General features: G+C 40.4%; 10 protein-coding genes. 6 read left to right on the forward strand and 4 right to left on the reverse strand.

Annotated elements, in window-relative coordinates; genetic code table 11:
• Nucleotides 1-44 precede the first annotated feature (44 nt).
• From IRQ78_RS01040 to IRQ78_RS01055, 4 genes are read left to right on the forward strand one after another with little or no spacing between them, the layout of a single operon-like run.
• The gene (locus IRQ78_RS01040; protein WP_054552191.1) at nt 45-857 is read left to right on the forward strand and encodes a hypothetical protein; all 813 of its coding nucleotides are present in this window, start codon (nt 45-47) and stop codon (nt 855-857) included.
• Entirely contained in the window at nt 857-1,897 is a 1,041-nt protein-coding gene (locus tag IRQ78_RS01045; RefSeq protein ID WP_194441114.1) for an extracellular solute-binding protein, read from the forward strand. Before IRQ78_RS01040 ends, IRQ78_RS01045 begins: the two co-directional genes overlap by 1 nt.
• Nucleotides 1,897-3,396 (forward strand): ABC transporter permease, encoded by a 1,500-nt coding sequence (locus IRQ78_RS01050; RefSeq protein WP_194441115.1) that lies wholly within the window; start codon nt 1,897-1,899, stop codon nt 3,394-3,396. The genes IRQ78_RS01045 and IRQ78_RS01050 overlap by 1 nt, the downstream gene beginning before the upstream one ends.
• 11 nt (nt 3,397-3,407) lie before the next feature.
• Complete coding sequence (locus IRQ78_RS01055; RefSeq protein ID WP_194441116.1) at nt 3,408-4,418, forward strand: ABC transporter ATP-binding protein; 1,011 nt, start codon at nt 3,408-3,410, stop codon at nt 4,416-4,418.
• Nucleotides 4,419-4,923: 505 nt separating this feature from the next.
• Here IRQ78_RS01055 and IRQ78_RS01060 read toward each other — a convergent pair.
• Entirely contained in the window at nt 4,924-8,085 is a 3,162-nt protein-coding gene (locus IRQ78_RS01060) for a TonB-dependent receptor (RefSeq protein WP_194441117.1), read from the reverse strand.
• A gap of 34 nt (nt 8,086-8,119) precedes the next feature.
• Entirely contained in the window at nt 8,120-8,983 is an 864-nt protein-coding gene (locus tag IRQ78_RS01065) for a S1/P1 nuclease (protein WP_194441397.1), read from the reverse strand.
• Nucleotides 8,984-9,201: 218 nt separating this feature from the next.
• Between IRQ78_RS01065 and IRQ78_RS01070 the strand changes: the two genes are divergently transcribed.
• Both IRQ78_RS01070 and IRQ78_RS01075 read left to right on the forward strand, forming a co-directional pair.
• Complete coding sequence (locus IRQ78_RS01070) at nt 9,202-10,104, forward strand: type 2 periplasmic-binding domain-containing protein (RefSeq protein WP_054552196.1); 903 nt, start codon at nt 9,202-9,204, stop codon at nt 10,102-10,104.
• Nucleotides 10,091-11,038 carry a hypothetical protein gene (locus tag IRQ78_RS01075; RefSeq protein ID WP_054552197.1) on the forward strand — a complete coding sequence of 316 codons (948 nt, stop codon included), beginning with the start codon at nt 10,091-10,093 and terminating at the stop codon, nt 11,036-11,038. The genes IRQ78_RS01070 and IRQ78_RS01075 overlap by 14 nt, the downstream gene beginning before the upstream one ends.
• Nucleotides 11,039-11,107: 69 nt before the next feature.
• Here IRQ78_RS01075 and ushA read toward each other — a convergent pair whose 3' ends face one another.
• The gene (gene ushA / locus IRQ78_RS01080; protein WP_194441118.1) at nt 11,108-12,718 is read right to left on the reverse strand and encodes a bifunctional UDP-sugar hydrolase/5'-nucleotidase UshA; all 1,611 of its coding nucleotides are present in this window, start codon (nt 12,716-12,718) and stop codon (nt 11,108-11,110) included.
• A 75-nt stretch (nt 12,719-12,793) separates the two neighbouring features.
• Complete coding sequence (locus IRQ78_RS01085) at nt 12,794-12,991, reverse strand: hypothetical protein (protein WP_054552199.1); 198 nt, start codon at nt 12,989-12,991, stop codon at nt 12,794-12,796.
• Nucleotides 12,992-13,131 lie beyond the last annotated feature (140 nt).

A 13,131-nucleotide genomic window follows, 5' to 3' on the forward strand; every position in this document is an offset into this window, starting at 1 on the left:
GATAATGGCTATCATTTACAATTAGAAACTTGGATGTCCCCCCTATGAAATTAGCGTTAAACACCGTTAAAACACTAGGTCTTAGCCTAGTATTAGCATCTACTTTTATTGCCCAACCTGTATTGGCAAATGGCCCAATTGGTGAGCACGTTAATCATCTAAAAGAAAATTTAAAAGATTACTCAGAAGACGTTGAGTGGATGGTCGGTAAAGTTGACACCATGGTTACCGATTATGAAACAAAAGGCGCAAAAGCAGTTAAAAGCGATGATTTAATTGAATACTGGGAATCAGTAAAGTTTCACAGTGCGATTGAAACGAATTATGTGCCGGTTTATGCATCAATCTGGCAAGGCATTTATGGTATCAAAATGGCTATTGATGACAAAAAACCAGCAAGCGAAGTACGTAAGCACCAAAAGGCCTTAAATGCTGCCTTGTGGCAGGGTCTTGGAGCTGTTAAACTTGCTGCTGACTTCCAGCAAAAAGGCTTATTAAAAGCTGTAAAAGCAACTGCTTCTGAAACAATGACGCAAAGCGCTACTATCGATGAGATCAAACATAAATTAGACCGTGTTGTTGCAAAATACGCAGAACGTTTAAGCGATGAAGCAACGCAAATTGTACACGATACTTACCTTCACTTATTTGAAGGTGTTGAAGGTACACTTATCGAAAAAGATGCGAAGTTAGTAGAAGTACTCGAAAAAGATTTTAACGTAACCCTGCCTAAAGCTATTTCTGATAAAGGGTCTGTTGACCAAGTCCGTGCAGTGGTTGTTGATATGCAAGAAAAACTAGATCGCGCTAAGGTGTTACTAGAAGAAGCCGAAAAAGCACGTAAGGATGTATTTTAGTGAAGCGTAGGACCTTTATTCAAGGCCTGGCTGCGTTTGGGGTAGTAGGCGCAATGCCGCTACCTCTTTCTCGTGCCTTTGCAGCCTCTGCTGCAAGCCCAATTTCAGTGAAAGACTTACCAGCCCTAGAGGGTGACCTAACTTTATATTTAGGCCGTGGTGAAGGTGGTTTGTACGAAAACGTACTGCAATCAATCCAAAAGAAAAACCCAAAACTTAATTTATCTATTCGCCGTGGCCCAACTGCTGCACTTGCCAACATGATAGTGGCAGAAGCGAAAGCGGGTGTTAAACGTGCTGATCTATTTTGGGCGGTTGACTCTGGTGCGATTGGCTTAGTCACAGATGCAGGTTTAGCTAAACCGCTACCATCTGACTTAGAGGCGCAGTTACAACCGCAGTTTCGTTATCCGGGCTGGGCACCTGTGACAGGTCGTATTCGTACATTGCCTTATAACACTAAGCGCCTAAGTAAAGATCAGATCCCAGATAGCATAATGGCCATTGCTGATAGCGATTTATCTATTGGTTGGGCACCGGCTTATGCTTCTTTCCAATCATTTGTCACGGCAATGCGTATTCTTGAAGGTGAAGATAAAACCGCTAAATGGCTTAAGAAAGTTCAAAAACGTTCGAAAACCTATGCAGGCGAGCTTGGCGTAGTGATGGCTGTTGAGCGTGGTGAAGTGGATATTGGTTTTGCAAACCATTATTACACGTTACGTCTTAAGTCAGGTAAACCTAATGCTAATCTTGATCTAGCATTCACCAATCAAGATGCCGGTTGTTTAGTTAATGCATCAGGTGTGTTATCACTGACAGACAACCCAAATGCAATGAACTTTATGCGCTACTTACTAAGCTCTGAAGTACAAAGCTATTTAGCACGTGAAGCCTACGAAATTCCATTGATCCAAGGTATTGACCAACCAGCTGGGTTACCAGTATTAACGGATGTGTCACCACCGAAAATCGATTTAACTCAATTGGCAGATTTAAGGCCAACACTCGACCTTATGCGCAGTAGCGGTATTTTATAATGCGCATACCTGCTTCTTATCCCATGGCGCTGCTTGCAGCGCTTTTGGCGTTAGTGCCAGTTTATATTCTGATCTCCTTAGCCAGTGATGCGACGGCTGTTTTTGATAGTCACAATTTAAAAATTCTAGGTAACACCTTATCACTTATGGTGTTAACTGTTTTAGGCTCTATTTTAATTGGTGTGCCTCTGGCGTTTATCAGTGCCTATGTTCAACTTCCTTTTAAAAAGCTTTGGCTTGTTTTGTTTGCAGCGCCACTTGCTATTCCAAGTTATATTGGCGCGTTTACTTTATATGCAGCATTTGGCCCCGGTGGTGAGATAAATCAGCTGCTAGGCTTTGAAACCCCGCCTATGTATGGCTTAATGGGTGCTGCCATTGTAATGACGCTATACACATTTCCGTTTGTGATGCTAACTACGCGTTCGTCTTTACTTAGTCTCGATGCCAGCATGGTAAACGCGGCTCGCACTTTAGGCATGTCGATGCCGATGAGTGTGTTTAAAGTCATATTACCGCGCGTAATAAACGGTATAGCGGCGGGCTCATTACTTGTTGCACTTTATACCCTATCAGATTTTGGTACACCGGCGATGATGCGCCTAGATACCTTTACTCGGGTAATCTATGTTGAATATAACGCCTTTGGCTTAAGTCGTGCAGCGATGTTGTCGCTTCAATTAATGGTAATAGTAGGCTTTTTACTGTTCATCGAATCACAAATTAAAACGGCTTCAGAGCGCCACGGTAGACCGCTAATGTTATTTCCATCTAACGGACAAAAGTTAGCCATGCTGGTGACTTTTCTACCTGTTTTATTATTGGCTATTTGTTTGCCGTTAGCCATTTTTACCCTTTGGCTTGCCCGTGATGGTGTTGCTGATTTTGATTTCAGCATTGCGTGGAACTCAGCTTATGCATCTGGCATTGCGGCTATTGTCGCTGTTGTGGTTGCTGTGCCTGTAGCGCATGCTGCCTTAAGCGGTAAAGTAGGGCGCATTATGGAACGGGTTACTTATTTCGGATTTGGTATTCCAGGTATCGTAATGGGTACTGCACTTGTTTATGGTGGCCTGCAATTACCGCTTTTATACCAAACTCTGGCATTATTAGTGATTGCCTATGTGCTGCGCTTTTTACCGTTGGCAGTGGGATCTGTGCGAACCAGCACAGAACACTTAGATTCGAGTTTAATTAAATCAGCTCGCGTATTAGGCGCAAGCCCTCGTGAAGCATTTATGCGTATTACCTTGCCTTTAACACTGCGCGGTATCATTGCTGGTGCAGCATTGGTATTTTTAGAATCAATGCGAGAGCTTGAAGCAACATTGTTACTCGGCCCAACAGGATTTGAAACCCTATCAACCTATTTGTGGCGAGTTTACGAAGCCGGTTATTTCGGTCGCGCTGCCATTCCTGGGCTCTTGTTAGTAGTGATATCAGCATGTGGCTTAGCTATAATGCTCTCAGGTGAAAAGCGCAGTCAATTAGAACATTAAGGATCAGTTTAATGCTATCAGTTAGTAAGCTGTCTATCGATTATGGTAGCAATCGTGTGGTAAGTGAACTTAACTTATCACTTGGGGAAAGTGAGATCCTCATGCTAGTTGGTCCAACTGGCTGTGGTAAAAGTACAATTTTACAAGCGTTAGCAGGGCTTATTCCTATCAGCGAAGGCGAAATTAACTTAGGCTCATGGCGGGCAACACCCAAATTAAAAGTGCCACCAGAAAAGCGTAAAGTAGGGATGGTATTTCAAGACTTTGCGTTATTCCCGCATTTAACAGTACAGCAAAATATTTGCTTTAGATTAACCGATACTTCAAAAGCAGATCACTGGATTAAGTTACTGGGTCTTGAAGCTTTTCGTGATAAAAAGCCCGCTACTTTATCGGGTGGTCAAAAGCAGCGTGTAGCACTTGCCCGTACATTGGCTCACGAACCTGACTTTGTATTGCTTGACGAACCGTTATCAAACCTTGATGCAGCTTTAAAAGATACCCTTCGTTGGGATATTCGTAATGCATTAAAAGATGCGGGTGTACCTGCAATTTGGGTAACCCATGACCAAGAAGAAGCCTTATCTGTCGGTGACCGAGTTGGTGTACTTAAAGAAGGGATTATTCAGCAAATCGATACCCCTGAACGCTGCTTTAGCTTACCAAGCAATCGCTTTGTTGCACGTTTCTTAGGTGAAGCAAGTTTCATTGCCGGTAACTGTGAAGGTGATATTGCCACCACTGATTTAGGTAATGCCCCAGCTATTAAGGTTGATCATGAAACCGCGAAGGTTGATGTATTACTTCGCCCTGATGATATTCACCTTATTCAAAATGCAGCTACTAGCAACGGTAAAGTGACATGGGTACGTTACGAAGGTGGTAGCCGTTTATGCGCTGTTAAACTGGCATGTGATACTGTGGTGACAAGCCGTGTTAGCCATGAAGTGATGGTACGCCCAGGTGATGAAGTACATGTTTCTATTAATACAACACATCCACTTGCGGTTTACGCAGCTTAAATAGACATAACTGTGCAGGTCTCATTGGCCTGCATTTACATATCAGTGTAGGTCGGGCTTTAGCCCGTCATCATTCGGTGTTTAAACATTTGTCGCCATAAATGACGACCTACATAACAATCTTAGATCGAGTTAAACATCAGCCCTCAGACGCGATGTAAAATCTGCTTCATATAAATGCATTAATTTGTTACTTCAAGCTTTAATCTTGGTACTGGCTTATTTTCCTCTCGTATCTCGTATCTCATTTCTACAACCATTCCCGGCTAAAGCCAGTCCTACGAAAAGATTTATCAGGTGTTAGGTTCTAGGTTTTATGTAGAAGGGCGCGATGTAAAATCGCTGCTACCTAGCAACTCGCTAACTTTACTCTTGGAGCTTTACGCTTGCTAACTTTCCCCTAGTAGCTTTACTCTCGTAACTAGCAACTCCCTAACTTTCTCCAAAACGTAAAAAGCCCGCCAGTAGGGGCGGGCTTTTGCTTCATAACAAGTTTAACTCGTTATTAGAATGTGTAACGTACACCTACACGCATTTCCCAAACTGATGCACCGCTTTGAGTTGCAGTTTTACCATTGTTAGGGCTGAAGTCAGAGTATACGTAACGACCTTGGTCATCGATTGATGTTTTGATCATACGGTTACCAACGAAGTTACCTTTCTTAAGTACGCCCCAGTCATCGTTTAACATGTTAGTTAAGTTATCGATAACGAAGAATACTTCACCTTTGTGACCAGGCATGAAACCAGGTAACTCTTGAGTCATCTTGAAGTTAACTTTAGTGAACCAATCAGCATTTTGGCTGTTACGGCTAACGATTTCACCGCGTTCAAGGCCTTGAGCTGAAATCCACTGGTTAAACTCAGTTACTTCTTCAGGTGTCATGTCGTAAACAACGTTAGGGTCATTTACTTCAGGGATATACATTAGCTGACGGCTGCGGTTAGAGTTGCTATCACCCCAAACACCGTCACTACCGTTATATGTATAGCTGTAAGGTAGACCTTTGAACGTTTCGCTGAATAAGTTGAAACGTGTGCTGTAGCCATCAAACAACTCAGTTGTATAACCTAATGTCATTGTGAAGCGATGAGGGATCTCGTAATCAGATGTGTGTGCACCTGGGTTAGTCGGATCGTATGTCGCCATGTTACCGTAGTTTGAACTCGCTACAGAGCTAGTCATTGGGTTTACATCTGTTGAGTCAGTGTAAGCATAAGCAAGTTGTACGCTAATACCGTTATCAAAACGCTTACTCATTGCAGCAGAAATGATGTGAGACTCACCGCTATCACCACTTACGTTAGTCAGCAGTAAGTCACCGCTACGACCTTCGATAGACTCAAGAATTGGACGACCGTCAAATGTAGTTCTGCCTGAATCTTGTAATGCGATGTCTTGTAAAATTGCAGCATCTTTACGCTTAGTGAATAAGTAATCTAGAGAGAAAACGTATTCATCTTCAGTTGTGTATGTTGCACCTACTGAGTATTTCCACTCTGATGGCATTTCAAAGTCTGGGTCAACAGCATTTACTGATGAGTCACCTGCACCTATTTCAGTGTTAGCAACTTTATCATATAAATCTTGAGGTACTTCGTAACCTGGAGTACCACCATTAACATTTGGAGTGTCAAATAGGTTTAGGCGTGCTTGTCTTTGTTCTTCATCTAGATAATAAACACCGTCTACATCTTTAATACCGGTACTAATATTAGTGATACCGTCGTTTGAGTACGAGTTAGATAACCAAACGTTCGGGTTACCACCAGAGAATAGGCCTACACCTGCACGTACTTCTAACGAGTCTGTTGCATACCATTCAAAGCCTACACGTGGTTGAATTAAATCGATGCCATCAAATGTTGCTTGGTTGCTGAAACCGTAGCGGTTTGTAAAGTTCTCGTTGTAATTAGGTGAGTCATCACTTGTGTATTTATCATAGCGAAGACCAAATGTTAACGTCGCATCTAAATCTGTGAAGCTGTACTCATCTTGCACATAGAAAGTATGTTGTGCATAAGAGAAGCTTGCAGCTGCATCGGTCGGGTTGTTTGTACCCGCAGCATTGTTGTAGTACAAGCCATCAGCAATTCCATCTTCAAAATCATCTACAGAGTTAAAACGCCACTCACCTTGCGTATGCTGTACGAATTGGTTAAATACGTCTAGCTTTTCGTACTCATAGCCACCGGTAATCGTGTGTTGATCAAGGTAGTAAGTACCTGCAAGTTTTACAGTCGTTGTCTCATAGTCTAGGTCATTTGATTGACGTGAGTCATCTGGACCAATGTAGATAGTACCACCGTCAGCGGTATCAATTTGCATTTCACCAAAGCTGCTTGCAGCATCTAAAGATTGTACCGTTGCATCTAGCTCTGACTTACCAATACGAACTTCAGTTGAGAAGTTGTCTGACCAATCTGAGTATAGTGAACCGATGATTGATGTAAACTCAGCACCTTGCTTGAAGAAGTGATTATCTAAAGCTACTGTATCGCTGTATGCATCTGATTGAGATAGCGTGAAAGCATCATTGTAGTTATAGATTAAGTTTGCACGATGGTCATCGTTGATGTTCCAGTCTAACTTAATTAAGATTTTTTCATCTTCTACTGGAGCACTAGATGGCATGCCACCTGCGTCATAACCGTATACGTCTTGTGCGATTTGCTGTACACGAGCAACGTCTGCAGCTGAAACACTACCTGTGTTTAAACCGCCATACTCGTATTGTTTTACACCTTCAACTTTTTCGTATGAGGTGAATAAGAAAAGGTTATCTTTGATTAGTGGTAAACCAACGTTGAAGCCGTAACGTTTTTCAGTGTAATCACCGTTGTCGTAGTCTTCACCTTCGATTTTATCGCCTTTCATTGAATCATTTGTGTAATCGAAGAAAACACCACCGTGTACTTCGTTACCACCAGATTTAGTAACTGCGTTGATGTTACATGATGTGAAACCGCCATATTGAACATCAAATGGTGCTAGCTCAACTGCAACTTGCTCGATTGAATCGAAAGAGAAAGGAGCACCGATAGTTGGGTAACCATTTGAGCTTAAACCGAAGTTATCGTTCATACGAACGCCGTCAAGGGTTAAGCTGTTAAAACGTGGGTTACCACCACCACAGTTGATTGAACCGCGGCTATCATCGATAGTTACACGTGGGTCGATACGGATGATATCTTTTAAATCACGGTTGATAGCTGGTTGGTTTTCTAAATCTTCAAGAGTGAACGTTGCAGCAGGACCTGTACCACCAGACATACGGCTGATAGGGCGACCAGTAACTACGATTTGTTCTACATCAGATTGTCTCTCTAACGTAACATTAACTGGGTAGTCAGCACCCACTTGTAGGTTAATGTTGTTGAATGTTTGATCTGCGAATACGTCAGAATCTACAACAACGCGGTAAGGACCACCTACACGTAGGCCTTTTGCTGTGAAGTAACCCGCATCGTTCGTTTCAGTTTCTTTAGTTGAACCTGAAGGTAAGTGAACGATAGTGATCTTAGTGCCAGCAGCAGGGTTGCCGCTAGGACCTTTGATTTGACCCTTGATAGCAGATGTTGTTTCATTTGCTAACGCTGCACCACTCACACCAACACATGCTGCAATAGCAAGTGATAGAGCTGTTTTGCGGAGTTGGATTTTCATTATGTTATTTCCCGTGTTAGAGGTTATGTTTCATTTATAGTTTGCTGTCAGTTGGCATCTTAAGTGCCTTTACTAACGGTTTTGCTGATTTATCAAATAACGTATTTAGTAAACCAGCCAATCTTATACCGCCTTGTTGTAGGCGAGTTTTAACAATGGGTAAGTTTTTGTAGATATAACTATAACTTACGTTTGTTTCATTTTCGTTATACAGTGAATTTGCAATATTATTTGATTCGATTAACCAATCGCTAGGTGAACTGGCAAGATAGTCCGTGATTAACGCTTGATTTGTTGTATTTATAAATTGCGCAAACTCAGTATAGGACAAATTTTCATTTTCAATGAGTTTTGTGTCCCATAGGCTATGTAAATTGGTATCTTGACCGAAGAATGTGACAGAAATATTGTTGCCACCACGATCTTCACCGCGTCCGGCATGAAAAGGTTGGTGGCTGTCACCAACTAGATGAACTAAAAAACGCAGTGCGAACTGTTTTTCAGCTAGTGAGGCTTTCTGGTTTTGTAAAACTGAGATTGAGTATTCCATGCCTTCAAGGATATCTGACACGGTTTCTTTATTATGATGGGCATCTGAATCGTAATGGGGTTTAGCATCGCCTTCTTTAAAGTTAATGTAATGCCAGCGCGAAGATTTCTTTTGCCAGAAATTTTCTGGAGCAGAACGCATTTCATCAGCCCACGTTGCAACTTGTGCTAGTGAGTCACCATCGAGTAGAGGAACTAATGCTAGTTTAGTGGTGTCTGTAATATGCTTAGATGCAATTTCACCAACAATACGATGACCATTTTGACCCCATGCATTTGCAGGGGTGCTTAACACTGCTGAAATAACTGGTGTTGATAACAGCAACATTTTTATTGTTTTTTGTAACATTGACTCAGTGTCCAAAATGAATGTGCAATGAAGCACGATTTCTTGTGGCATATTTTCCTGAATTTAAAATCAAATAGAAAGGACTCAATAAGATTCATAATTTCTTGTTCATATATGTTATTTATCAATGGTTTAAATTATTCAAGTAAAATTACTTGTTGTAATAAGTAAGAATAATTGTTCAAATAGAGACAACGGAGCGTTGTTGGCTATTAAAATTGAATTTAAGAACAATACTAATAAAAAAATCGTCGATTGTTACATTTTTGTTTCTATCAGTTATTTTGTTTTTTTATATCGGAATTTTGCAGGGTAAACCGGCTGTTTCTGATATCGATGCATTTATTGAAACGTCTTTTCAATGTGATACCAAATCAGAGGTTAACCTTAACGAGTTAGTGGTGTATTCATCGGGCAAAGTGTTGGCTGAGGATGTTGCTAAAACCTTATGCAATGATGACATCATAAGTAAACAATATGGCAAGGTAACCTCTTATTGGGGTTATAAAACCTCAGACACGATTGAGTTTTTAGGCAAAGGGATTGCTGATTTAATCCTTGCTAAAGAAAATTTAATTAACGCTTTTATGGCGGAGTCAACTTACAACTATCAAGCTGTTGTTGGATTTCCTGATTACACTGCCTATTTAATTTCGAGTAAAGAAAAACCTAGAATTGATAAGAGCTACTTTTTAGATAAACGCATTGGTTTACTTGATTACCCAACCAGTCGCTCAGGACATATTTTACCAAAGCAGCTATTTAAAAAATTAGATATCAACCTAGAAAACCTAGATATAACTTACGCTAGTTCCCATACTGAGTTAAGAGAGCTGCTTGCCAGCGGAAAGGTTGATTTAATTTCTTCTTATTGGCAAGACAGTGATCAACAACGTTTTTCTAAAAATTATATTACGCCTATACGCGACAATATAAGTGGCAGTCGTTGGTATTTAAAAATGCAGGACGAGAACACCGACCTTTTATGTGCAGTTCAAGCGCAGTTAACCCTATTGGCACACAATCAAAATTCTCATTACTTTAATCATGTTGAGTCTTTTTGGGAATGTGACTCGACTCAGCAAACAATGAAAGTAGGGGATAGCAATGCTGCCAATTAGAATTAAGCTTGTTTATGGCGCAATATTTTTAAGCTGCTGCTTGGTATTATTTGCTACCTTCATTATTGCAAAAGCTTATAAGACAACAACTAATGATGCACTGACTTTAGCAAAAGTTGAAAACCGTATTGCTCTTGATTTAAACCATTTAAATTTACCAGATGGTTTTTTGAAGCACTCCGGTAGTAGAGACATGGTACTCAATTATATCACGCGTCTTAATGCTCAATTAGCAGACTCAGGCGTGATGGTTTACTCTATTGAAGGTATTTCGGAATATCCTGCTCGTGCTGATTTAATTACTAAGCAATTACATGCACCTCAAAAATCATTAACGGTTAGCTTTGTTATCGCATCTTCTTTATTAGATAAAAACGATATAGCTGTGTTCATTCTGGTCTGCTTATTTGCATCTACATTTACCTACTTATTATTTATCAGTGAACGAACCAAGATTCAAATAGCTAAAAACGAACCTGAAGTCGCAGTTCAGATAGAAGAAAAACCTAAATTGATAGTCGATCTTCAAAATAAAACCTTGGCTGCTAGTTGCGATGTCGATAAAACAGTGGCCCTTGCGAATAAACCATTGTGTTTTTATCTCGCTTTAGTTGAGTTTTGTATTGAGCAACCAGACGTAGTGCTTAATCAAAATAAAGATGTACCAGAAGAATTACTGACTTTAGCGAACAAGTATTTTTACCGGTTAGTTGAGCTTGGTCACACAATACGTAAACGACCAAACTTTACCAATAGCTTAGAAAAAACTTTAAGCGAAATTCGGGCAGCCCTTGATGAAGTTTGGCAAGACCAGCTTGAGATAAAAGAAACCTATTATCCGCCTAAAGCCCATGGTGAAGGTTCACGCTCTCGATTACATCATTACGGATTGAAGTCGATTGAGATCACCGATATTGAAGTCATAGGGAAATAATCTAGTTTTAAAGTAAAAAGGGAAGTCACTGACTTCCCTTTATCTATTTAGATATTGATGATTAGGTATCTAAAACTGCTTAGGAGTGTAATCAGCCGCTTTAACAGGGCTATTTTGCTCAAAGAAACGTTTTAATGCCTGTGCATCGGTATCATCTGTACTTACAAAGCCTTTTTTATTGGTAAGCGTAGGGTAGCCATCACCACCAGAGGCGTTGTAGCTATTAATACTCATTCGATATGTTTTAGTCATATCAAGTGGTTTACCAGCAATTTTAACATCAGATAAAGTGTCGTTATCGCGTTTGAAGCTTAGCTTATAGTATTGTAAGTAGGCACCTGAATCAGGTGGGAAAGAAGTAACAACCTGCAAGTAGTCATATAGCTCTTGGCCTGTCATATCAATATAGGTGATACGGTTTTTAAAAGGATGAACTTTTAAAATATCTTTATAACTAACATCGCCAACTTGAATGCTATCACGAATACCGCCACCGCTTATCAAACCAAAATCAGCACCCACTGACTGCATTTGTGCAGCAATAATAACGCGTGCTAAGTTTACTTGCTCATAGCGTACTTTATTGCGGTCACCTTCAAGTTTTGCATCCACGTTACCTATTTTACCAGCAATTTGTGCTGCACCTTTTTTCTGATAAACCGCGAGCATGTCTTGTAAGTTTTTGTTTGGCTCGATGTACTCAGCCGCTAGCTGTTTATTGCCATTTTCATCATCGATATAAAGATTGACAGGAATAAGTGAGTAATTGAGCAGAGTTAATTCATCGTTTTCTAATTTGAATTCAGCTTTTCCCACATATTTACCCCACTCATGGGCTTGCATGATCCAAGTATCGTTTTGTTGATCAGGCTTACACGCTTTACCTGGCATAAAGCTTTCGTCAGCAACATTGGCTTCTTTCATACACACCGGCTCTTGTGAATGACCGCCGACAATAATATCTAGCATTCCTTTTGGTAAGTTACGCGCCATAGTCACATCACCGGGTGCATTAATACCAAAGTTAGCATCAACATAGTGACCCATGTGCGTTACAGCAATAGTGATATCAGGCTTGTACTGCTTTTCAATTTTTGGGGCTAACTTTGCAGTCACTTCTGTAGGGTCTTTAAATTCTAGGCCACCGATATACTGCGGGTTACCTATTTTTGCTGTATCTGTTGTGGTTAAACCAATGACAGCAATTTTGAGTCCGTTTTTTTCAAAGATTTTGTATGCTTGATAACGAGTTTCACCGGTCGTTTTATCTATAATATTGGCTGATAAAAAAGGGAAGTTAGACCATTTTTGCTGTTTATCGAGTACAGCCAGCGGGTTATCAAACTCATGGTTACCAATTGCCATGGCATCGTAACCAATTACAGACATACCTTTAAAATCCGGTTCTGCGTGTTGTAGATCTGATTCAGGAATACCTGTATTGATATCGCCACCAGACAGCAGTAAAACTGCATGTCCTTGTGCTTTAGCATCGGCTCTTAATTGATCAATTAAAGTCTTGCGAGCAGCCATACCATATTCACCATGTTCGTTATGCCAAAAACGACCGTGATTATCATTAGTATGGAGCAGAGTGAAATATTGGGCTGAATCTGTATTGTTAGAAGAGGAGCTACACGCGGTTAGGGTAACCAGTAGCGATGTTAGTAAAAAACGCATAATTGTTTGCCTGTATAGAGCAGTAGGTTAATTATGCGCTTAGTCTAAACGACTTAAGTTTAAATTAAATGTCTTTTATAAACTTTTGTCGCTATTTTCTGTATTTAGTTGTCCTGTTGCGGCAAGTTGTCTTCGTTGTAGTTCTTGTTCTGCATAATGAGACTTAAGATGATTATTGCCGACCATCCAATTTAAAAAACTAGCGGGTAACTTACTATAAGGCTCACCTTGGTGTAGGCCAAAATCGCATATTGCGTTCTCTTCATTCGCCATGGTTCATTCCTGTGTGTTCATTGTTGTCGTGCAGATACTAACAAACTGAGCCTATTTGATAAGACGATTTTGATTTAATCTTTAAACTTTTTATAACCATAATGAATACATGGTGTAAATTAATGTAACTGAGATGTAAT

The organism is Pseudoalteromonas simplex, assembly GCF_015278155.1.
GTDB lineage: Bacteria > Pseudomonadota > Gammaproteobacteria > Enterobacterales > Alteromonadaceae > Pseudoalteromonas > Pseudoalteromonas simplex.

Coding starts and splice junctions, on each gene's coding strand:
- IRQ78_RS01055 (WP_194441116.1), top strand. CDS start 3,408: ATGCTATCAGTTAGTAAGCTGTCTATCGATTATGGTAGCAATCGTGTG.
- IRQ78_RS01065 (WP_194441397.1), bottom strand. CDS start 8,983: ATGTTACAAAAAACAATAAAAATGTTGCTGTTATCAACACCAGTTATT.
- IRQ78_RS01085 (WP_054552199.1), bottom strand. CDS start 12,991: ATGGCGAATGAAGAGAACGCAATATGCGATTTTGGCCTACACCAAGGT.
- ushA (WP_194441118.1), bottom strand. CDS start 12,718: ATGCGTTTTTTACTAACATCGCTACTGGTTACCCTAACCGCGTGTAGC.
- IRQ78_RS01075 (WP_054552197.1), top strand. CDS start 10,091: ATGCTGCCAATTAGAATTAAGCTTGTTTATGGCGCAATATTTTTAAGC.
- IRQ78_RS01060 (WP_194441117.1), bottom strand. CDS start 8,085: ATGAAAATCCAACTCCGCAAAACAGCTCTATCACTTGCTATTGCAGCA.
- IRQ78_RS01050 (WP_194441115.1), top strand. CDS start 1,897: ATGCGCATACCTGCTTCTTATCCCATGGCGCTGCTTGCAGCGCTTTTG.
- IRQ78_RS01040 (WP_054552191.1), top strand. CDS start 45: ATGAAATTAGCGTTAAACACCGTTAAAACACTAGGTCTTAGCCTAGTA.